The organism is Streptomyces sedi (genome assembly GCF_006335015.1).
GTDB classification, from domain to species: domain Bacteria; phylum Actinomycetota; class Actinomycetes; order Streptomycetales; family Streptomycetaceae; genus Streptomyces; species Streptomyces sedi.
In genome coordinates, this window is the sequence record NZ_VDGT01000024.1 from 1 (window position 1) to 20,499 (window position 20,499).

Consider the following 20,499-nt stretch of genomic DNA (forward strand, 5'->3'; position numbering starts at 1 on the left):
CGCCGACGGCCAGATCGTCGACGAGATGCGCGACCCCACCGCCGACCGCGTCCTGGACCGGATGCGCGGCTTCGACGGACAGGGCCGCACCTCATGACCGTCCTCAAGACCTCACTGCGCAGCTTCTTCGCCCACAAGTGGCGGATGCTGCTCTCCGGGATGGCGGTCGTCCTCTCGGTCGCCTTCGTCTGCGGAACGCTGGTCTTCACGGCCACGATGAACAACACGTTCAACAAGCTCTTCGACGTCAGCGCGTCCAACGTGGTGATCAGCTCCGCCGACGCGGACTCGGCGGACGAGTTCAGCCCGGGCGGCTCCAGCGGCAAGCCGGACACCCTGCCCGGCGCGCTGGCGGACGAGCTGGCCGGGCTGCCGGGCGTCGACGTGGCCACCGGGGTCATCACCTCGACCTCGGCGATGGCCATCGACTCGGAGAACGAGAGCGTCAGCCCCACCACGGGCGCCCCGACCATCGCGACCCACTGGTCGCCGATCGACGAGCGCTCGATGACCGTCACCGAGGGCGCCCCGCCGGAGGGCCCCGACCAGGTGATGGTCGACGCCGACACGGCCGACAAGTCGGACCTGGCGGTGGGTGACCCGCTGCGGCTGCTCACCGCGTTCGGCGACTACGAGCTGACGATCAGCGGCATAGCCGGGTTCGAGACCACCAACCCGGGCGCCGCGCTGGTCTACGTGGACGGCGCCAGCGCCAGCGAGTACCTGCTCGGCGGGGCCGACGAGGTCACCAACGTCTTCGTGGACTCCGACGGCAGCGTCTCCGACGACGAGTTGAAGGAGACCATCGCGGCCACGGTCGGCTCCGACACCTACAAGCTCCAGACCGCCGACGAGTACATCGAGGAGAACAGCGACGCCGTCGGGCAGGCGCTGTCGATCTTCGAGTACGTGCTGCTGGGCTTCGCCGGTATCGCGCTGCTGGTCGGGATCTTCCTGATCGTCAACACCTTCTCCATGCTGGTCGCCCAGCGCACCCGCGAGATCGGCCTGATGCGCGCCATCGGGTCCAGCCGCCGCCAGATCAACCGCTCGGTCCTCATCGAGGCGCTGCTGCTCGGTGTGATCGCCTCGGTGATCGGCTTCGGCCTCGGCATAGGTCTCGCCGTCGGCCTGATGGCCGTGATGAGCGCCGTCGGCATGGAGCTGAGCACCGACGACCTGCTGATCGAGCCGTCGGTGCCGATCATCGGCATCGTGCTGGGCGTGCTGGTCACCCTGATCGCGGCCTACATACCCGCGCGTCGGGCCGGCAAGATCAGCCCGATGGCCGCCCTGCGGGACGCCGGGATGCCGGGCGACGCCCGCGCCGGCCGCATCCGGGCCGCCCTGGGCGCGGTGATGACCGTCGCCGGTCTCGGCTTCCTGGCCCTGACGGGCTCGGTCGACAAGGCCTCCGAGGGCGCCGGCTATCTGGCGCTCGGCATCCTGCTCAGCCTGATCGGCCTGATCGTCGTCGGCCCCGCGCTGGTGAGCCTGGTGGTCAAGGGCCTGAGCGTCGTGCTGCTGCGGCCCTTCGGCCCGATCGGCCGGCTCGCCGAGCGCAACGCGCTGCGCAACCCCCGCCGCACCGGCGCCACCGCGACCGCGCTGATGATCGGCCTCTCGCTGGTGGCCGGCCTCTCCGTGGTCGGCTCCTCGATGGTGGCGTCCGCGACCGACCAGATCGACTCCTCGCTCGGCGCCGACTACGTGGTCAGCACGCAGACGATGGGGGAGATCGTTCCCAACGTGGTCGAGGCGGTCTCCCCGGACCAGATCTCCGAGCTGGACCACGTCAGCGAGTACCGGCTCGTCGAGTCCGACGTGACCACGGCCTCCGGCGACGAGTTCGAGGTGATCGCCGGGGCGGTGCCCGAGAGCTTCGCCCAGGACATCGAGATGGAGGTCGTCGAGGGCGACATGGCGTCGGCCTACGCCCCCGGCGGGATCTCCGTCAGCGAGAGCGACGCCGAGGACCACGGGCTCGCCATCGGTGACGAGGTCACGGTCGCCTTCCAGGTCGGCGGCGAGGTCTCCCTCACCGTCCAGGCCATCGTGGCCGACGGCAGCGGGATGTTCACCGGCACCTGGCTCTTCAACGAGCAGGCGTTCCTGGACAACGCTGGGGAGCAGCTGCTTCCCAGCGCCCTCTACATCGGCGCGGCCGACGGCCAGGAGGAGGCCGCCCGCGACGCCCTGGAGGCGGCCGTCCAGCCGTACCCGCAGATGGAGGTCCGCGACCAGGCCGAGTTCAAGGAGATGATCGAGGGCCAGGTCAGCCAGATGCTGAACATGGTCTACGGCCTGCTGGCGCTGGCGATCATCGTCGCGGTGCTCGGCGTGATCAACACGCTGGCCCTGTCGGTCGTCGAGCGGACCAGGGAGATCGGTCTGATGCGCGCCATCGGCCTCTCCCGGGTGCAGCTGCGCCGCATGATCCGGCTGGAGTCGGTGGTGATCGCCCTCTTCGGTGCGCTACTCGGCCTCGGCCTCGGCATGGCGTGGGGCACCGCGGGCCAGCAGCTGCTGGCCCTGGAGGGGATGCCGATCCTGGAGATCCCCTGGGGCACCATCATCGCGGTCTTCCTCGGCTCCGCCGTGGTCGGGCTGCTGGCGGCGCTGATGCCCGCCTTCCGCGCCGGCCGGATGAACGTGCTGAACGCGATCGCGACGGACTGAGTCCGGGCGAGTCCGCTCGCCCACGCGCTCCAGGCGGGGCCGCGCTTCGTGTCTTGTCTCACGGGCAACGAGCTTGCCTAGGGGGCAACGCTCGTGGCTCAATCGGACCGTGGCACCCACGACTTCCATCGAGCACCCCGGCGTCGGAGCGCGGCTGCGTGAGCTGCGCCGGCTCTCCGGGCTGACCCTGGAGGGGGCGGCGCGCCGCGCCGAACTGTCGACCGCGCATCTCTCCCGGCTGGAGACCGGCCAACGCCAGCCGTCGCTGCCCGCGCTGCTCAGCCTCGCCCGTGTCTACGGCACGACGGTCTCCGGTCTGCTCGGCGAGACCCCCGCCCCCACGGACGTGGTGGTCAGGGCCGACGAGGCGCCGGCCAGGGAGGCCGGCGGCTGGCGTTACCGCTCGGTCGGCGGCTCCGGGCGGGCCATGCAGGCGCTGCGGGTGCACGTTCCGCCCGGCACGGGCCAGGGCGAACTGGTGCGGGTCCACCCGGGGGAGGAGTGGCTGCACGTGCTGACCGGCCGGCTGCGGCTCTTCCTCGGCGAGTCCGAGCACCGGCTCGCGGAGGGGGACAGCGCGCACTTCGACTCGTTGACCCCGCACCGGATCAGCGCCGTGTCGCCGGGCGGCGCGGAGCTGCTGTTCGTCCACACGTTGTTGCGGAGTGCGGACACCATGATCTGCCTGGGCGCGGAGGCGCGCCCAGGCGGTACCGGCGGTACCGGCGGTACCGGCGGTATCAGCGACTCAGGGAAGGAACGTCGCCATGTCGAAGATGCGTAGGGAGACGATCCCGAGGGGGCTCTGGATCAGGGTGCTGCTCTACGGCCTGGTGGGTCACCTCTTCGCGGCCTTCCTGATCTTCCTCTTCTCCGTCGGCAAGTAGCGCCTCCGGCGGGGGTGCTGGCGACTACCGGCCTGGCCGGTCTGGGTGGGTTGTCGTCTGCGGCCCGGTGTGTGGTTGCTCGCGCAGTTCCCCGCGCCCCTGGGGTGGGTGGGCGTGGTCGGTCAGGTGCGGGTTCACGTGCGGTAGGTGGCGGCCTGTTTGGGGGCGCGGGGAACGGCGCGGTGCATTCGTGGCGGGGGTTGGTCGACTACTGACCTTGCCGGTCTGGGTGGGTTGTCGTCTGCGGCCCGGTGTGTGGTTGCTCGCGCAGTTCCCCGCGCCCCTGGGGTGGGTGGGCGTGGTCGGTCAGGTGCGGGTTTACGCGCGGTAGGTGGCGGCCTGTTTGGGGGCGCGGTGCATTCGTGGCGGGGGTCAGTCGACCCCGGTGCGCGCCGGCAAGGCGGGTTGTCAGGCGGGGTCCGCGACGCGCGGCTGGCGGCGGCAGGCGCGGGCCGAGGGGGCCACCCCGGCGTGGCAGGCCGCCGAGGCCACCCCGGCCAGCGCGACCAGCGGCCAGTGCGTGGCCAGCGCCGCCGCCACCGTCAACGCGAGCGCCGAGCCGGCCATCGCGCCGCTCGCCGCTGTGCCCAACCAGCCCACCGCGTCGGGCAGTCGGCGCGGGACGGAGAGCCAGCGGCTGGCCCGCCCCGTCACGGCCAGCGCCAGCAGCGCGCCCAGCGCGGCGACGCCCGCCACCCCGGCCAGCCCGGCGGCCAGCGCCTGGGCCGACTGCGGCAGCCAGCCGTCCCGCGCGGTCTCGGCCTGCCCCAGGAGATACCAGCAGGCCAGCGGCAACGGCGCGGTCGACGCCACCACACCCGCGGTGTGCCGCACCTGCGCGAGGGTCAACTCCCGCTGGCAGGAGGCCGCGACCTCCTCGGGCGTGCCGAACTCCGCCTCGGCCCGCCGCGCGGCGCCCGCCTCGTCGAAGCCGGCGGCGCGCCATGCGCGCACCGTGTCGGCGAAGCCGTCGGCGACCTCCTCGACCAGCCGCGCCCTGGCCCGCGCCGGCCCCCGCAGCAGCCGGGCGAACCGGTCGCGGTAGGCGACGACGGCGTCGCCGGCACCGTCGTCCCCGCTCATGTCGCGCTCCCGGGCGCCGGGTCGAGGACCGCGCCGATCGCGGAGGTGAACGCGCGCCAGTCCGCGCGCCGCTCCGCCAGGCCCGCGCGCCCGGAGTCGGTCAACCGGTAGCTGCGGCGGCGCCGTTCACCCGTCGACTCCCAGTCGCTGGCGAGCAGCCCCTGCCGCTCCAGCCGGTTGAGCGCCGGATAGATCGTGCCGGTGCGCAGGTCCAACGCGCCGCCGCTGCGCCGCTGCACGGCGGTGATGATCGCGTAGCCGTGCAGCGGGCCCTCTTCCAGGACGGCGAGCAGCAGCCCGTCGAGATGTCCGCGTACCGCGTCTGCCTTCATGGGTAGGCAGCCTACCTAAGCATCCGATTGGCGTGCTACATATTGGCTGCCAACGTATAACCGAGACCGCACTGGAGTCCCCGGTGGCCAAGCTGCTGCTGTCCCTGCACGTTCTGGCGGCGATCCTGACGGTCGGCCCGATCACCGTCGCCGCCTCGCTCTTCCCCCGCTACGCCCGCCAGGCCGCCGCGCCGGACGGGGGCGGAGCGCCGTCCGCCCGTTCCCTCGCCGTCGCGGGGGTGCTGCACCGGATATGCCGCGGCTATGCCGCCGTGGGAATCGCCGTGCCCGTCTTCGGGCTGGCCACCGGCGCCCAGTTGGGCATCCTCACCGACGCGTGGCTGGTGGCGTCGATGGTGCTGACGGCGCTCGCCGCCGCGCTCCTGGTGCTGGTGATCCTGCCGCGCCAGGAGGATCTGCTCCCCGAGGGCGACGGGCCCGCCGAGCCCCGCGCCCGCGCGCTCGCGGCCCGACTGGCCATGACTACCGGGGTGTTCAACCTGCTGTGGGCGGTCGTCGTCGTGTTGATGATCGTGCGCCCCGGCTCGACGACCAGCGCCTGAGCCCCCGCCCCGGCCCGCGCCGGCGGGCCGGAGGGCCCGCGCGCCCGAGTCGCCCCGCGGCTCAGGCTCCGCGCGCCGCCGGGCCGGTGGACTCCCGGACGAGAAGGCCGGGGGGTCGGACCGCGGTGGGTTCCACCGGCTCGCTGCGGCCGGAGTCCAGCAGCCCGAACATCGCGGTCGCCGCCGCCCGGCCGAGCTGGACGAGGTCCTGGCCGATGGTGGTCAGCCGGGGGTAGACCAACTCGCCGACCGGCAGGTCGTCGTAGCCGATCACCGACAGGTCGCGCGGCACGTCGAAGCCCAGCCGCCGGGCGGCGCTCATGCCGGCCACCGCCATCGTGTCGTTGGCGAAGAGCACGGCCGTCGGCCGCCGGTCCGGCTCGGCGAGCAGTCGGCGCACCGCCTTCACGGCCGCGTCCGCCGTGAACTCGGAGATCACGATCCGCGTCGGCCGCAGCCCCCGTTCGCCCAGGGCGGCCTCGAAGACGCGGCGGCGGAAGACCGTGTGCACCCGGTCCTCGGGGCCGGAGACATAGGCGATGTGCCGGTGGCCCAGCTCGGCGAGGTGGTGGACGGCCTCCCTGATGCCCGCGTCCTGCTCGCCGCCGGCGCGGACCGAGACGATCGGGTCCTCCCGCCAGGGCGTGCCCACCAGCACGGCGGGCAGCCGCAGTTGGCGCAGCAGCTCGAACCGGCTGTCGCCGATGCGGCTCTCGGTGAGGATCACGCCGTCCACCCGCCGTTCCTCGGCCAGCCGCCGGTAGGCGCGCTCCTCGGCGCCCGGCTCCTCGCCGACGATGTGCAGCAGCAACCCGTAGTCGGCGGGGGCGAGTTCGGCCTCTATCCCGGAGATCAGCACGGAGAAGTGCGGGTCGGCGGCGAGCACGTCGGCCGAGCGGCCGGCGACCATCCCGATCGCGCGGGTGCGCGCGCCGCGCAGCGCCACCGCCGTCGCCGAGGGCGACCAGCGCAGCTTCTCCGCCGCGTCCCAGACCCGCTGGCGGGTGGGCGGGGAGATCCCGGGGCGGTTGTTGACCACCTTGGAGACGGCGGAGACCGAGACCCCGGCCAGCGCCGCCACGTCGGCGATCGTCGGCTTGTCGGTCCGGCTTCCGCGTCGGGTGCGGGGGGAGGTGCTCTGCTGAGTGGCCACGCGTCGTCCGTCCTGTGCGGTTCTCGCGCGTCGCACGCCCGGAGCGGGTGGACGGGGGATCGGTGACGCGCCGCGAGAAAACGTTGTCGAGCGGGGAGTTGGACCGGCATCGTAGCCCGTTGTCCCGATGGGCTCAATCTCTCGACAGCCGCCGGGTAAAACGATATACCGAGGGGGTCAGGCTGCCGACCACGAGGGACTCACAGGCATGAGGCGTAACGCGGCGAAGCTCCACACCGCCCCCGGGACCGGGTCGGTCCCCACCACCGGCCCGGACGGCGCGACCGTCTGGATCGGTGTCAACTACTGGTCCCGCACCGGGGGGCCGCTGATGTGGCGGGACTACCGTCCCGAGGTGATCGACGAGGAGCTGCGCGTGATGCGGGAGCACGGCATCACGCTCACCCGCTCGTTCTTCTTCTGGCCGGACTTCATGCCGGCCGAGAACACCCTCGACCCCGCGATGCTCGCCCACTACGACGACTTCCTGGACCGCCACACCGCCCAGGGGATGCACACCATCCCGACGTTCCTCGTCGGCCACATGTCGGGGCAGAACTGGGACCCGGTCTGGCGGGGCGGACGCGACATCTTCGGCGACCCGTCGTTCGTCGCCCAACAGGAGTGGTATGTCCGCGAGTTGGCCGAGCGCTGGAAGGACCACCCGGCGGTCGCCGGCTGGCTGCTGACCAACGAGATCCCGATCTACGGCGACTGGCGCTCCCGAGGCATCGGGACGCTGGACGCGACCACCGTGACCGCCTGGGCGAAGACGCTGGTGAACGCGGTCCGTTCCACCGGGGCCCGGCAGCCGGTCTCGATCGGCGACGGCGCGTGGGGCGTGGAGATGACCGGCGCGGACAACGGGTTCCGGGTGCGGGACCTGGAGCCGTTGATCGACTTCCACGGCCCGCACGTCTACCGGATGGAGAGCGACCCGGTCAGGCTGCACCTGGGCGCCGCCTTCGTCTGCGAGCTGCTCGACATCGGTGGAAAGCCGGTGGTCATGGAGGAGTTCGGCGTCACGTCCGACTATGTCTCCGAGGAGAACGCCGCCCACTACTACCGGCAGATCCTGCACAACACGCTGCTCGCCGGCGCCACCGGCTGGATGCCGTGGAACAACACCGACTACGACGCGCTGTGGGACCAGGAGCCCTACAGCCACCACCCGTTCGAGATGCACTTCGGCATCACCGACGACACCGGCCGGCCCAAGGAGCAGCTGCGCGAGGTCAAGCGGTTCACCGAGCTGCTGGCGCGCGTCGACTTCCCCCGGCTGAGCCGCCCGGACACCGGGGTGGCGCTGGTGGTCTCCTCGTTCCTTGAGGCGCGCTACCCGTTCACCCAGCCCGAGGACGCCAGCAGCGTGCTCAACCACACCCGGCAGGCGTATGTCGCGGCCCGCGAGGCCGACCTGCCGGTGGGCGTGGCACGGGAGGCCGACGGGCTGCCGGACGACTGCGCGCTCTATCTGCTGCCCTCCGCCAAGCAGTTGACGGCCGGCGGCTGGCGGCAGCTGGTGGCGCGGGCCGAGGCGGGGGCGACGGTCTACGCCTCGTTCTTCACCGGCGAGCACGTCGTGCAGCGCGGCCCGTGGTGGCCGAAGCTCGACGAGACGTTCGGCGTGGTGAAGAAGCTGCGGTACGGGCTGACCGAGCCCATCGAGGACGAGGAGCTGACCCTCACCTTCGTGCGGGACTTCGGCACCATAGCCGCCGGCGAGAGCCTGGTCTTCGCCGTCGCCGGCACCGAGCACTCCCGTTCCTACCTGCCGGTCGAGCCGGCCGGCGCCGAGGTGCTGGCCACCGACGCGCACGGCCGCCCCGCGCTGCTGACCCGGCGGGTCGGCGAGGGTCAACTGGTGCTCTCCACCTACCCGTTGGAGCACATGGCGGCCGTCACCCCGCGCGTCAACCCGGAGCCGACCTGGCGGCTGTACGCCGCGCTGGCCGCCGAGGCCGGCGTCACGCCGGAGGTCGCGGTCGACGACCCCCGGGTGCTGGTCGGCGTGATGACGCACGAGGACGGGCGGGCGTTCGTCTGGTTCGTCAGCCAGCACGAGGAGCCGCTGGCGGTGGCCCCGACGCTGGCCGCGGGACGGCTCGCCACCCTGGACGGCGAGAAGCTGGACACCGTCGAACTGCCGCCCTTCGGCGTGCTGGTGGCCGAACTCGTCGACGCCCCCGCCGCCCAGGTCTGAGACAGGACGCCGCACACGCCGCACAGGCCGCACGAGAAAGGGGAGGACACCCACCATGTCACCCAACGAGACACCCCACCGGATCATCTCCGCCGAGACCGTCGTCACCAGCCCGGGACGGAACTTCGTCACCCTGCGGATCACCACGGCCGACGGCGTCACCGGCCTCGGTGACGCCACGCTGAACGGCCGCGAGCTGGCCGTCGACAGCTATCTGCGCGACCATCTCGTCCCGCTGCTGATCGGCCGGGACGCGTCGCGGATCGAGGACACCTGGCAGTACCTCTACCGCGGCGCCTACTGGCGGCGCGGCCCGGTGACCATGGCCGCGATCGCCGCCGTCGACACCGCGCTGTGGGACATCAAGGCCAAGGTCGCCGGGATGCCGCTGTACCAGCTGCTCGGCGGCGCCTCCCGCACCGGGGCGCTCGCCTACGGGCACGCCTCGGGCCGCGACATCCCCGAGCTGCTCGACTCGATCCGCGCCCACCTGGCCGCCGGCTACCGGGCGATCCGGGTGCAGACCGGCATCCCCGGGCTCGACTCGGTCTACGGCGTGGCCGCCTCGGCGGCGGGCGACGGCGAACGCTACGACTACGAGCCGGCCCGGCGGACCGCGCTGCCCGTCGAGGAGAGCTGGGACACCCGCGCCTACCTGCGCCATCTGCCGAACGTCTTCGAGGCGGTGCGCCACGAGTTCGGCCCCGAACTGCCGCTGCTCCACGACGGCCACCACCGGATGACCCCGATCCAGGCGGCGAAGCTGGGCAAGGCGCTGGAGCCCTACGACCTCTTCTGGCTGGAGGACGCCACCCCCGGCGAGGACCAGGCGGCGCTGCGGCTGATCCGGCAGCACACCACCACCCCGCTGGCCATCGGCGAGGTCTTCAACACCGCGCACGACTACACGACGCTGCTCGGCGAGCGGCTGATCGACTACGTGCGTTCGGCCGTCACCCACACCGGCGGCGTCACGGCCATGAAGAAGCTGCTGGACCTGGCGGCGCTGTACGGGGCCAAGTCCGGCATCCACGGGCCGACCGACATATCGCCGGTCGGGATGGCCGCCGCGCTCCATCTGGACCTGGCCATCCACAACTTCGGCATCCAGGAGTACATGCGGCACGACCCGCGCACGCTGGAGGTCTTCCGCACCTCCTACACCTTCGACGACGGGCTGCTGCACCCCGGCGAGAACCCGGGGCTCGGCGTCGAACTCGACGACGAGGCCGCCGCCCGCTTCCCCTACGAGCCGGCGTATCTGCCGGTGAACCGCCTGCTGGACGGCACGGTCCACGACTGGTGACCCCGGTGCCGGCCGGGCACGCGCCCGGCCGGCGACCTCAGTCCGCCGCCTCGCGCGACTCGTGGCCCGGAAGCCGGCTCAGCCGCGTCTCCAGGTCCCCCAACGCGGCGCCGCTCCCGCCCAGTCGCTCGGCGAGGTCCCGCGCGCGCCGGAGGGAGCGCCGCGCCGCCTCGACGTCACCCAGCTCCAGGAGCGCGGCGCCGAGCCGGCTTCTGACCTCGGACTCGTAGTGCCAGTCCTCGCACGAGGCGTAGAGGTCGGCCGCCTGCCGCCAGGCGTCGACGGCGCGTTCCGGCGCGCCGTCGCCGGCGTGCGCGACACCGAGCTGGTCGAACGCCTCCGCCCTGGCCTGCGCCTGAGACGCCAGGGGCATGGCCTCGACCGCCGCTTCGAGATGTCGGATCGCCTCCGCCCACCGTTCCAGCCCCACCTGCGCCCAGCCGATACCGGCCAGGGCGACGGCCTCCTTGAACGTGCTCCCCGCCCTGCCGTACAGCTCCCGCGCCCTGGTGAAGTCGTTCAGCGCCTCGCCGAACGCGCCGAGGTCGATGTGCAACGTGCCCAGGTTGTTCGCCACGGCGGCCTCGCTGTACTCGTCCCGCGCCGCGCGGAACACCGCGACGGCCCTTCGGAACACCGCCTCGGCCTCCTTCGTGCGGCCGACCTCCACGTAGGCGGGGCCGAGGAGGTTGAGCGCACGCCCCTCGGCCGCCGGGTCCCGCAGCGCGGTCGCCGCCGCGAGCGCGGTCTCGCCGGCCGAGACCCACGCGTCGAACAGCCGCCGCGTGGAGAAGTAGCTGAACAGCGTCCAGGGGAGGTACCACGCGTGGCGGTGCAGACCGTGGGCGAGCGCCAGCTCGGGGAGGGCCAGCAGCGTCGCGCGTTCCTCGTCGCACCAGGCCAACGCGGCACCCCGGTCCGCGAACTCCGCGACCGGCGCCTTGGTCAGGCGCGGCGGCTCGACCGCCCGGTCGCGTGGACGCACGCGTCCCATCGCGTGGTGCGCGCTGGTCGTGTACCAGTCGACGACCCGGGTGATCGCCTGGGAGCGCTGTTCCTCGCTCTCCTGCCGCACGGCCTCCTCGTGCGCGAACACGCGGAGCAGGTCGTGCAGTTCGTACCGGGCCCAGGCCGGCTGCTCGACCAGATGGTGTGCGTGCAGCCTGTCCATCGCCCGCCGGGCCACCGCCTCCTCCCAGCCGGTGAGCGCGGCGACCGCGGCGACCGAGACCCGCTCCGGTGGAAGCAGCGCCAGCAGCCGGAACACGCGGGCCAGGTCCTCGGGAAGCTCACGGTAGGAGGCCCGGAAGATGGTGCGCAGGTCGGACCCCAGGTCGTCGTCGGCGCTGAACGCCGCCAACCGGTCCCTGCCGTCGCGCAGTTCCCCGACCACCTCGCCGAGTCCCGCGCCCGGCACCGAGCTGAGCCGGTCCGCCACGACGCGCAGCGCGAGCGGAAGCCCCGCGCACAGCTCCGTGAGCGCCGCGGCGGCCTCCGGCTCGCGCGCGACCCGCTCCTCCCCGAGCATGTCGGCGAGCAGCAGCCGCCCCTCCCCGGTGGCCAGCCCCGGCACCGTGATGCGGCGCCCCGCGTCCCGGCCGATCAGCCCGGGAAGCCGGTGGCGGCTGGTGATCAGGGTCGTGCAGCCGGCGCCCGGCAGCAGCGGGCGCACCTGCTCGGCGTCGTGCGCGTTGTCCAGCACCACGAGCACCCTCCGCCCGGCCACCGTCGAACGGAACAGGGCCGCCAGCTCGTCCAGGCCACGGGAGCCCTCCGAACGGTCCACCCCCAGCGCCCGGAGGAACCCCTCCAGCGCGGCCGTCGGCGACACCGGCCGTCCGGCCCCGTAGCCCCGGAGGTTGACGAAGAGCTGTCCCTCGGGGAAGGAGTCGGCCCGAAGCCGCGCCCAGTGCAGCGCCAGCCGGGTCTTGCCGACACCTCCCATGCCGGTGAGCAGCACCGGCCCGCTCGCCGCCTCGGGCTGGCGCAGCCGGTCGGCCTCCGCCTGGTCGAGCGCGGCGAGCAGCTCCGCGTGACCCACGAACAGCCCCGACTGCGCGGGGAGTTGACGCGGCGCCGGGGGCGTCACCGGCGGCGGTCCCGGGGCTCTCTGCCCCTCGCCGCCGTTCGGGGGAGGCTCCGCGTCCTCGCGGAGGATGCGGCCGTGCAGTTCCGTCAGTTCGGGGCCGGGCTCGATCCCCAGCTCCGCCACCATCACCTCACGCGCCGCCCGGAACGCGTCGAGCGCCTCCGCGCGTCGGCCCTCCGCCCACAGGGCCCTCATCAGCAGGACATGCGCGCCCTCCCGGAACGGCTCGTGGCGCAGCAGCCCGCGGAGTTCGGCGACCGCCTCCCGGTGCCGCCCCAACTCCACGAGGGCGCCCGCCAGTCGCTCGACCACCGACCACCGTTCCTCCCACAGCGGGCGGCGGACCATCTCGTCCACCCAGCGGGAGTGGACGCCGGCCATCGGCTCGCCGCTCCAGCAGTCCAGGGCGGCACGCCAGCGGCGCAGCGCCTCGGCGGGGTCCGCGGTGGTGGAGGCGGCGGCGACAAGGCCACGAAACCGGTGCACGTCCACCTGGTCGCGCCCCACGACCACGCGGTACCCGCCGGAACCCGTCTCGATCAGGCCGGGCAGGTGGCGACGCAGATGGGAGACGCGCACCTGGAGCGCGCCACGCGCCGACGAGGGAGGCTCCTGCCCCCAGCACGCCTCGATCAGTCGCTCGACGGAGACCGTCTGCCCCGGCTCCAGAAGCAGCACACCGAGCACGCACCGCGCCCCCGGCCCCGGCAACTCGACGGACCGCTCTCCTGACCACGCCCCCACGGGGCCCAACAACACGAAACCCAGCTCGTCGTTCGACACCGCGCCCGACGATACAGCGCGGCAGGGCGGGGCGCGTGCCCCCCTCCGAGACGCGCCCCGCCTGACCAGGCCCGTCGCCGCCGCGCGACCCCCCCTCCGCGCGGCGGCGACGGGGGATCAGCAGACCACCGGCTTCCGCCCGTTCGCCCCCGTGTCCCAGATGGCGAAGTTCACCGCGTCGCCCATCCGGACCTCCGTAGAACCCGCCGCATCCCCCTCCGGTGCGGCGCGTTTCGTACTCTCCCGGTCGCCTCCTACCGTTCGCTTACGAAGCGCTTACCGCCCCGCGCGGCCACGCGCGGGGCAGGCTGCCAGACCGCTGGCCGACGGGACCCGCCGGATTCTGGCCGATTCCGTCCGCCCGCCTGGAGTAGAGGCCGCGTTCGCCCCTGCGGGGCCGCTGGTGCCGGTGGTGCGCGTGGTGCGCGGGTGGCTGGTTCCGAGGCGGTCGGCGGGACGGCGCCGACAGGGAAGGTAACGTTGAGTGTCGTGGTTGTGACGGGACGCGCAACCCTGGTGCGAGGCGGGGAGTTTCGGCGTGAGCGGAGAAGAGGACGACTGTTCGGGGCCACACCGGCAGTGCCAGGCGTGCAGCGGCCAGCGGGTCGAGATCCGCGAGACGCTCTACCTCTCCGACACCGGGCAGGCCCAGGGCGTCGCCGCTCCCCACGGCTGCTGGCACTGCGCGGGATACGGCTTCTACTGCACGGCCGCGCCCCGCTGCGTCCGGCCGCTCGTCGGCTGACCCCCGTCCCCGGAGCGGTGGGCCACGCCGCCCGCCGGCGTGGGAAGGGGCGCGGGGAACTGCGCGAGCGACTGCCCGCCGGCGTGCGGTCGACAACTCACCTGTCCGGTCCGGCGCGTTGGTCGCCTGCGGCCCGCCGCGTATGCACCGCGCAGTCCCCCGCGTCCCCGAGCCGCCCAGCGGCGTGGGAAGGGGCGCGGGGAACTGCGCGAGCAACCGCCCACCGGCGGTCAGACGACAACCCACCCGCCCGCCCCCCCACCACACACCGACGCCACAGAGAGAACCCAACCCCAGCAACCCCCCAGCAACCACTCAGCAGCCGTTCAGAACCCCGCTCAGCGCACTCTTCTCCGCCGAGTCGACCGACAGGTCATAGTGCTTCTTGACCTGCACCCAAGCCCGCGCGTACACGCAGTGGTAGGAGCTGCTCGGCGGCAGCCACTCCGCCGGGTCCTTGTCGCCCTTGGACTGGTTGACGTTGTCCGTGACGGCCAACAGCTGCGGCCGGGTCAGGTCGTTGGCGAACGCCTCGCGCTGCGCGGTGGTCCAGTCGCCGGCGCCGGAGTCCCATGCCTCGGCGAGGGGGACCAGGTGGTCGATGTCGACGTCGGAGGCGGCGGACCAGGTGGCGCCGTCGTAGGGGGAGTACCAACTGCCGCTGACGGCGGCGCAGCTGTTGTCGGTCTCCACGTTCTCGCCGTCGCGCTGGAGGATGACCTCGCGGGTGTTGCAGTTGTCGCCCTGGTTGCTCCAGTGCGGGAAGAGGTCGCGGTCGTAGCCGGTGCGGTCCTCGGTCTCGACCGTGAGTTGGGAGAGATAGGTGCGCGCCGTGGAGGCGGCGATGGGTTCGGGGAGGGCGGCCTGTGCGCTGGGTCCGTGGAACAGGGCCGCCAGGGATATCAGTCCGGTGAGCGCCGCCAGCAGGGACAGCTTGCGACGCGCGTAGACGCGCGGGGTGCGGGACACGCGAACTCCCTCTTCGTGGGGGTGACTTCGGCGCGGCGGAACCGCGCACGGCAACAGCGGTTCATCGTGCCGCCGTAACGTTTCCGCTCGACGTGGCCCAGGTTACAAGTCGGGGGCATGGACACGTCAGGTGTGGGATGTGGTGAGCCTGTGACGCTTCTCCCGCGCCTCGGGAGAGGGAGACTGAACCGAGACACCGTTATCGCACCCTGGAGGTCAGATGCGTCAGCCGCGGGATCACCGCTACTCGGTCGGGGTCGCCTGGACGGGCAACACCGGTGAGGGGACCGCCGGCTACCGGGGGTTCGCGCGCGACCACCGGGTGGTCGTCGCCGACAAGCCGGTGATCGAGGCCAGCGCCGACCCCGCCTTCGTCGGCGACCCGGCCCGTTGGAACCCGGAGGAGCTGCTGGTCGCCTCGCTCGCCCAGTGCCACATGCTGACCTATCTCGCCCGGTGCTCGCTGCGCCGGGTCAGGGTGGTCGCCTACCGGGACGCGGCCGAGGGGCTGATGCGGGAGTCCGGCGGGGTGGGGGAGTTCGTCGAGGTGACGCTGAACCCGGTCGTCGAGGTGGCCGACGCCTCCATGATCGATCTGGCCAGCGCGCTCCACGAGGACGCGCACCGGGACTGCTTCATCGCCCGTTCGGTCTCCTTCCCGGTGCGCCACCTGCCGACGGTCACCGTCGCCGGAAGTTGATCACCGGGCCGCACGCGTACCCTGGAAGACCCCCGGCCCGCGGCGCGTGCCGGGTGCTTCGCGTTGCCCCGCGTGCGCGGCTTCCCTGATCGGCTTCCCCGATCGGGCCGCCGTGGCGGGGCCGGTCAACCGGGATGGAAACCCTCATGAGCCTGCACGGCCTGCTCGACGCCGTCATCCAGGAGCCCGCCCTGGGCGAGGCGGTCGCCGCCGCCAAGGGCAAGGGCGCCGGACACCTCGACCTGGTGGGTCCGCCCGCCGCCCGCCCGCTCGCCGTCGCCGCGCTCGCCGGTGCCGGCGGGCGGACCGTGCTGGCGGTCACCGCCACCGGCCGGGAGGCCGAGGACCTGGCGGCGGCGCTGCGCTCGCTGCTGCCGCCGGACAGCGTCGTCGAGTTCCCCTCCTGGGAGACGCTGCCGCACGAGCGGCTCTCCCCGCGCGCCGACACCGTCGGCCGCCGGCTCGCCGTGCTGCGCCGGCTGGCGCACCCCAGGGCCGACGACCCGGGCGCCGGCCCGGTCTCCGTCGTCGTCGCCCCGGTGCGCTCCGTGCTCCAGCCGCAGGTCGCGGGGCTGGGCGACCTGGAGCCCGTGGCCCTGCGCAACGGCCAGAGCGCCGACCTCTCCGAGGTGACCGAGGCGCTGGCCGCCGCCGCCTACACGCGGGTCGAGCTGGTCGAGAAGCGCGGCGAGTTCGCGGTGCGCGGCGGCATCCTCGACGTCTTCCCGCCCACCGAGGAGCACCCGCTGCGGGTGGAGTTCTGGGGCGACGACGTGGAGGAGGTCCGCTACTTCAAGGTGGCCGACCAGCGTTCCCTTGAGGTCGCCGAGCACGGACTGTGGGCGCCGCCCTGCCGCGAGCTGCTGCTGACCGCCTCGGTGCGGGAGCGCGCCGCCGAGCTGGCCGAGGCCCACCCGGAGCTGGACGAGCTGCTGGGCAGGATCGCCGAGGGCGTCGCCGTCGAGGGCATGGAGTCGCTGGCGCCGGTGCTGGTCGACCGGATGGAGCTGCTGCTCGACGTGCTGCCCGCCCAGAGCACGGTGATGCTCTGCGACCCGGAGCGCATCCGTTCCCGCGCCGCCGACCTGGTGGCCACCAGCCAGGAGTTCCTCCAGGCGTCCTGGGCCGCCGCCGCGATGGTGGCCAGCGGCGAGGCGCCCATCGACGTGGGCGCCGCCAGCCTGCGCGGCCTGGCCGAGGTGCGCGAGCACGCCGGCGAGCTGGGGCTGCCCTGGTGGTCGGTCTCGCCGTTCTCGCCCGACGAGGAGCTGGACCCGGAGACCGTGCGGCTCGGGCTGCGCGCGCCCGAGACCTACCGGGGCGACATCTCCCGCGCGCTCGCCGACACCAAGGGGTGGCTGGCCGACGGCTGGCGCGTCGTCTATCTCACCGAGGCCCAGGGGCCGGCGGCCCGCACGGTCGAGGTGCTGGGCGGCGAGGGTGTCGCGGCCCGGCTCGACCCGAGCCTGACCGGCGAGATCGCGCCCTCCGTCGTCCATGTCTCGTGCGGCGCGCTGGAGCACGGCTTCCTGGCGCCCGAGGTGCGGCTCGTGGTGCTCACCGAGACCGACCTCACGGGCCAGCGCGCCGCGGGGCGCGAGGGCGCGCGGATGCCGGCCCGCCGGCGCAAGGCGCTGGACCCGTTGACGCTGGAGACGGGCGACCACATCGTCCACGAGCAGCACGGCGTCGGCCGCTACATCGAGATGGTGCAGCGCACGGTGCAGGGCGCGACCCGCGAGTACCTGCTGGTCGAGTACGCGCCGGCGAAGCGGGGGCAGCCGGGCGACCGGCTCTTCGTCCCGACCGACCAGCTGGACCAGGTGACCAAGTACGTCGGTGGCGAGGCCCCGACGCTGCACCGGCTCGGCGGCGCCGACTGGACCAAGACCAAGGCGAGGGCGCGCAAGGCGGTCAAGGAGATCGCCGCCGACCTGATCAAGCTCTACTCGGCGCGGATGGCCGCCCCCGGGCACGCGTTCGGCGGGGACAGCCCCTGGCAGCGCGAGCTGGAGGACGCGTTCCCCTACGCCGAGACCCCGGACCAGCTGACCACCATCGGCGAGGTCAAGGAGGACATGGAACGTTCCGTCCCCATGGACCGGCTGATCTGCGGCGACGTCGGCTACGGCAAGACGGAGATCGCGGTGCGCGCCGCGTTCAAGGCCGTGCAGGACGGCAAGCAGGTCGCGGTGCTGGTGCCGACGACGCTGCTGGTGCAGCAGCACTTCGGCACCTTCTCGGAGCGCTACGCGCAGTTCCCGGTGAAGGTGCGCCCGTTGAGCCGCTTCCAGTCCGAGTCCGACGCGCGGGCCACCCTGGAGGGGCTGGCGGACGGCGCGGTGGACGTGGTGATCGGCACGCACCGGCTGTTCTCGTCCGAGGTGAAGTTCAAGGACCTCGGCCTGGTGATCGTGGACGAGGAGCAGCGGTTCGGTGTCGAGCACAAGGAGCAGCTGAAGAAGCTGCGGGCCAACGTCGACGTGCTGACGATGTCGGCGACACCGATCCCCAGGACGTTGGAGATGGCGGTCACCGGCATCAGGGAGATGTCGACGATCACCACCCCGCCCGAGGAGCGGCACCCCGTGCTGACCTTCGTCGGCCCCTACGAGGAGCGGCAGATCGGCGCGGCGATCCGCCGCGAGCTGCTGCGCGAGGGGCAGGTCTTCTACATCCACAACCGCGTCGACTCCATCGACCGCGTCGCCGCCCGGCTCCGCCAGATCGTGCCGGAGGCGCGGATCGCCACCGCCCACGGGCAGATGGGGGAGACGGCGCTGGAGCGGGTCGTCGTCGACTTCTGGGAGAAGCGGTTCGACGTGCTGGTCTCCACGACGATCGTGGAGTCGGGGATCGACATCTCCAACGCCAACACCCTGATCGTGGAGCGCGGCGACACCTTCGGCCTCTCCCAGCTGCACCAGCTGCGCGGCCGGGTGGGCCGGGGCAGGGAACGCGGCTACGCCTACTTCCTGTACCCGCCGGAGAAGCCGCTGACGGAGACGGCGCACGAGCGGCTGGCGACCATCGCGCAGCACACCGAGATGGGCGCCGGCATGTACGTGGCGATGAAGGACCTGGAGATCAGGGGCGCGGGCAACCTGCTCGGCGGCGAGCAGTCGGGCCACATCGCCGGGGTCGGCTTCGACCTGTACGTGCGGATGGTGGGCGAGGCGGTCGCCGACTACCGGGCGGCGCTGGAGTCCGGCGGGGAGGCGGAGGAGACGCTGCTTGAGGTGAAGATCGAGCTGCCGGTCGACGCCCATGTGCCGCACGACTACGCGCCGGGCGAGCGGCTGCGGCTCCAGGCGTACCGCTCGATCGCCGCCGCCAGCACGGAGGAGGACATCCGCGCGGTCCGCGAGGAGCTGGCCGACCGCTACGGCCCGCTGCCGGAGCCGGTGGAGAACCTGCTGCTGGTGGCGGGGTTGAGGATGCTGGCCAGGTCGTGCGGCGTGGGCGACGTGACGCTCCAGGGCAGCAGGATCAGGTTCTCGCCCGTGGAGCTGCGGGAGTCCCAGGAGCTGCGGCTGAAGCGGCTGCACCCGGGCTCGGTGGTGAAGGCGGCGAGCCGGCAGGTGCTGGTGCCGAGGCCGACGACGGCGCGGGTGGGCGGCAAGCCGCTGACGGGGCGGGAACTGCTGGCGTGGACCGGGGAGTTCCTCACCACGATCCTGGGGAGCTGACCGGCCGGGGGCCCGCCGCGAGAGGGGTGGGCTCCCCCGCCAGGACTCGAACCTGGACACTACGAGTCAAAGTCGTATGTGCTGCCAATTACACCACGGGGGAAGGCATCCACCGGGCGGCCCGATGACCGGCCGTCCGATCGACCCCCACACTATGCCAGCCCGCGCCCGGCGTCGCGACGTCATACCCCCTATCCTGGCGGAGGAGCCGGCCCGTATGTCACGGCCGGCCCGGGGAGGTGGGGCCCTCCCCAGCCAACCGCGGCGCCGCCGCCAACGGTCCCTGCTCGTGATCACGACGCCCGCGCACCCGGGCGCCGGTCGACGTGTGGGGAGTGAGCGATGACGGCCGACGGACGTGGCCACCGGGACGTCGAACCCGAGCCGATCGACCCCGACCTGCCACCCGAGCCCGGCCCCGGACGCGCACCCGTCCGCCCGCGCGCCGAGGCGCTCACACTGGCGGCCGTCGCCGCCGGCGGCGCGCTGGGCGCGCTGGCCCGGTACGGCGCCGCGCTGCGCTGGCCGACGCGCCCCGGCGCGTTCCCGTGGACGACGGTCGGCGTCAACGTCCTGGGATGCCTGCTGATCGGCGTGCTGCTGGTCGTGCTGACGGAGGCCGTCACGGCCCGCCCGCTGCTGCGCCCGTTCCTCGGCACCGGGGTGCTCGGCGGCTTCACCACGCTCTCCACCTACGCCGTGGACGTCGAGACGCTCTGGCGCGAGGGGCGCGCGGCGGCCGGCTTCGCGCTGCTGGGCGCGACCGCGATGCTCGCGATGCTCGCGGTGACCCTGGGCGCCTGGGGCACGCGCCGGGCGCTGCGCCCGATGCTCGCCCGCGGGGGCGCGCGCCCCGGCGCGGGGCGGCGGTCATGAGCGGCTGGGCCCTGGTCGCCGCCGGCGGCGCGGTGGGCGCCGCGCTGCGCTACGCCGTGGACCGGGGGCTGCGGCTGTGGCACGACGGTCCTTTCCCCTGGGGCACGTTGCTCGTCAACCTGCTCGGCTCGCTGACCCTGGGCGCGCTCACCGGCGCCCTGTGGGCCGGCGCGGCCGGGGAACGGCTCGGGCTGCTGCTGGGCACCGGCCTCTGCGGGGCGCTGACCACCTGGTCGACGTTCTCCTACGAGACGCTGCGGCTGGCGGAGACCGGCCGCTGGCCGGCGGCGACCGGCAACGTGCTGGCGTCGGTCGGCGGCGGGGTCGCCGCCGCCTGGGCGGGCCACGCGCTGGCGGTGTCGTGGTGGGGGTGAACTCCGGGGCTCCGGGGCCGCGATCCGCCGCCGGCCGGGCGGCGCCCGACGGGGAAGAGGCCCGCCCG

At 73.4% G+C, this 20,499-nt stretch carries 16 protein-coding genes, 1 tRNA gene and 1 pseudogene; 12 read left to right on the forward strand and 6 right to left on the reverse strand.

Translation table 11 applies throughout. From position 1 onward, the window contains the following. The 4 genes and pseudogenes from FH715_RS24400 to FH715_RS29165 all read left to right on the forward strand — a co-directional run. Nucleotides 1–97, forward strand: a pseudogene (locus FH715_RS24400) (ABC transporter ATP-binding protein); the annotation flags it as partial. Continuing rightward, the gene (locus FH715_RS24405) at nucleotides 94–2,679 is read left to right on the forward strand and encodes an ABC transporter permease (RefSeq protein ID WP_139648964.1); all 2,586 of its coding nucleotides are present in this window, start codon (nucleotides 94–96) and stop codon (nucleotides 2,677–2,679) included. The pseudogene FH715_RS24400 and the gene FH715_RS24405, both read left to right, overlap by 4 nt. 109 nt (nucleotides 2,680–2,788) lie before the next feature. Beyond that, nucleotides 2,789–3,463, forward strand: a complete 675-nt coding sequence (locus FH715_RS24410) for a helix-turn-helix domain-containing protein (protein WP_139648966.1) — start codon at nucleotides 2,789–2,791, stop codon at nucleotides 3,461–3,463. Beyond that, on the forward strand, nucleotides 3,447–3,566 hold the full coding sequence (locus FH715_RS29165; RefSeq protein ID WP_246108949.1) for a DUF6126 family protein: 120 nt from the start codon (nucleotides 3,447–3,449) through the stop codon (nucleotides 3,564–3,566). Before FH715_RS24410 ends, FH715_RS29165 begins: the two co-directional genes overlap by 17 nt. A gap of 408 nt (nucleotides 3,567–3,974) precedes the next feature. On the opposite strand, the gene FH715_RS24415 is transcribed toward FH715_RS29165, so the two are convergent. After that, nucleotides 3,975–4,649 (reverse strand): permease prefix domain 1-containing protein, encoded by a 675-nt coding sequence (locus FH715_RS24415; RefSeq protein ID WP_246108950.1) that lies wholly within the window; start codon nucleotides 4,647–4,649, stop codon nucleotides 3,975–3,977. Beyond that, the gene (locus tag FH715_RS24420) at nucleotides 4,646–4,981 is read right to left on the reverse strand and encodes a PadR family transcriptional regulator (protein ID WP_139648970.1); all 336 of its coding nucleotides are present in this window, start codon (nucleotides 4,979–4,981) and stop codon (nucleotides 4,646–4,648) included. The genes FH715_RS24415 and FH715_RS24420 overlap by 4 nt, the downstream gene beginning before the upstream one ends. 83 nt (nucleotides 4,982–5,064) lie before the next feature. On the opposite strand from FH715_RS24420, the gene FH715_RS24425 reads away from it, so the two are divergent. After that, nucleotides 5,065–5,544, forward strand: a complete 480-nt coding sequence (locus tag FH715_RS24425) for a hypothetical protein (RefSeq protein ID WP_139648973.1) — start codon at nucleotides 5,065–5,067, stop codon at nucleotides 5,542–5,544. Between the two features lie 61 nt (nucleotides 5,545–5,605). On the opposite strand, the gene FH715_RS24430 is transcribed toward FH715_RS24425, so the two are convergent. Next, nucleotides 5,606–6,697: a LacI family DNA-binding transcriptional regulator gene (locus FH715_RS24430; protein WP_139648975.1), complete on the reverse strand. Its 1,092-nt coding sequence runs from the start codon at nucleotides 6,695–6,697 to the stop codon at nucleotides 5,606–5,608. 208 nt (nucleotides 6,698–6,905) lie between these two features. On the opposite strand from FH715_RS24430, the gene FH715_RS24435 reads away from it, so the two are divergent. Together FH715_RS24435 and manD are read left to right on the forward strand one after the other, a co-directional pair. Further along, complete coding sequence (locus FH715_RS24435; RefSeq protein ID WP_139648977.1) at nucleotides 6,906–8,900, forward strand: cellulase family glycosylhydrolase; 1,995 nt, start codon at nucleotides 6,906–6,908, stop codon at nucleotides 8,898–8,900. Between the two features lie 55 nt (nucleotides 8,901–8,955). Next, nucleotides 8,956–10,206, forward strand: a complete 1,251-nt coding sequence (gene manD, locus FH715_RS24440) for a D-mannonate dehydratase ManD (RefSeq protein ID WP_139648979.1) — start codon at nucleotides 8,956–8,958, stop codon at nucleotides 10,204–10,206. Between the two features lie 37 nt (nucleotides 10,207–10,243). Here the strand turns inward: manD and FH715_RS24445 are convergent, their stop codons facing one another. After that, nucleotides 10,244–13,078, reverse strand: a complete 2,835-nt coding sequence (locus FH715_RS24445) for an AfsR/SARP family transcriptional regulator (RefSeq protein ID WP_139648981.1) — start codon at nucleotides 13,076–13,078, stop codon at nucleotides 10,244–10,246. 538 nt (nucleotides 13,079–13,616) lie between these two features. On the opposite strand from FH715_RS24445, the gene FH715_RS24450 reads away from it, so the two are divergent. Beyond that, nucleotides 13,617–13,823 (forward strand): hypothetical protein, encoded by a 207-nt coding sequence (locus FH715_RS24450; protein WP_139648984.1) that lies wholly within the window; start codon nucleotides 13,617–13,619, stop codon nucleotides 13,821–13,823. Between the two features lie 315 nt (nucleotides 13,824–14,138). On the opposite strand, the gene FH715_RS24455 is transcribed toward FH715_RS24450, so the two are convergent. Then, a complete protein-coding gene (locus FH715_RS24455; protein WP_139648986.1) occupies nucleotides 14,139–14,792 on the reverse strand; it encodes an HNH endonuclease family protein in 654 nt (217 codons plus the stop codon). A gap of 220 nt (nucleotides 14,793–15,012) precedes the next feature. On the opposite strand from FH715_RS24455, the gene FH715_RS24460 reads away from it, so the two are divergent. Continuing rightward, complete coding sequence (locus FH715_RS24460; RefSeq protein WP_139648987.1) at nucleotides 15,013–15,492, forward strand: OsmC family protein; 480 nt, start codon at nucleotides 15,013–15,015, stop codon at nucleotides 15,490–15,492. 146 nt (nucleotides 15,493–15,638) lie between these two features. Then, nucleotides 15,639–19,181: a transcription-repair coupling factor gene (gene mfd / locus FH715_RS24465; RefSeq protein ID WP_139648989.1), complete on the forward strand. Its 3,543-nt coding sequence runs from the start codon at nucleotides 15,639–15,641 to the stop codon at nucleotides 19,179–19,181. 31 nt (nucleotides 19,182–19,212) lie between these two features. Here the strand turns inward: mfd and FH715_RS24470 are convergent. Beyond that, a tRNA-Gln gene (locus FH715_RS24470) sits at nucleotides 19,213–19,284 on the reverse strand. 239 nt (nucleotides 19,285–19,523) lie between these two features. Here FH715_RS24470 and FH715_RS24475 point away from each other — a divergent pair. Together FH715_RS24475 and crcB are read left to right on the forward strand one after the other, a co-directional pair. Further along, nucleotides 19,524–20,057, forward strand: coding sequence for a fluoride efflux transporter FluC (locus FH715_RS24475; protein ID WP_139648991.1), 534 nt, complete (start codon nucleotides 19,524–19,526; stop codon nucleotides 20,055–20,057). Then, nucleotides 20,054–20,431, forward strand: coding sequence for a fluoride efflux transporter CrcB (crcB, locus tag FH715_RS24480; protein WP_139648993.1), 378 nt, complete (start codon nucleotides 20,054–20,056; stop codon nucleotides 20,429–20,431). The genes FH715_RS24475 and crcB overlap by 4 nt, the downstream gene beginning before the upstream one ends. Nucleotides 20,432–20,499 lie beyond the last annotated feature (68 nt).

Coding starts and splice junctions, on each gene's coding strand:
- FH715_RS24405 (WP_139648964.1), top strand. CDS start 94: ATGACCGTCCTCAAGACCTCACTGCGCAGCTTCTTCGCCCACAAGTGG.
- FH715_RS29165 (WP_246108949.1), top strand. CDS start 3,447: ATGTCGAAGATGCGTAGGGAGACGATCCCGAGGGGGCTCTGGATCAGG.
- FH715_RS24415 (WP_246108950.1), bottom strand. CDS start 4,649: ATGAGCGGGGACGACGGTGCCGGCGACGCCGTCGTCGCCTACCGCGAC.
- FH715_RS24420 (WP_139648970.1), bottom strand. CDS start 4,981: ATGAAGGCAGACGCGGTACGCGGACATCTCGACGGGCTGCTGCTCGCC.
- FH715_RS24435 (WP_139648977.1), top strand. CDS start 6,906: ATGAGGCGTAACGCGGCGAAGCTCCACACCGCCCCCGGGACCGGGTCG.
- manD (WP_139648979.1), top strand. CDS start 8,956: ATGTCACCCAACGAGACACCCCACCGGATCATCTCCGCCGAGACCGTC.
- FH715_RS24460 (WP_139648987.1), top strand. CDS start 15,013: ATGCGTCAGCCGCGGGATCACCGCTACTCGGTCGGGGTCGCCTGGACG.
- mfd (WP_139648989.1), top strand. CDS start 15,639: ATGAGCCTGCACGGCCTGCTCGACGCCGTCATCCAGGAGCCCGCCCTG.
- FH715_RS24475 (WP_139648991.1), top strand. CDS start 19,524: ATGACGGCCGACGGACGTGGCCACCGGGACGTCGAACCCGAGCCGATC.
- crcB (WP_139648993.1), top strand. CDS start 20,054: ATGAGCGGCTGGGCCCTGGTCGCCGCCGGCGGCGCGGTGGGCGCCGCG.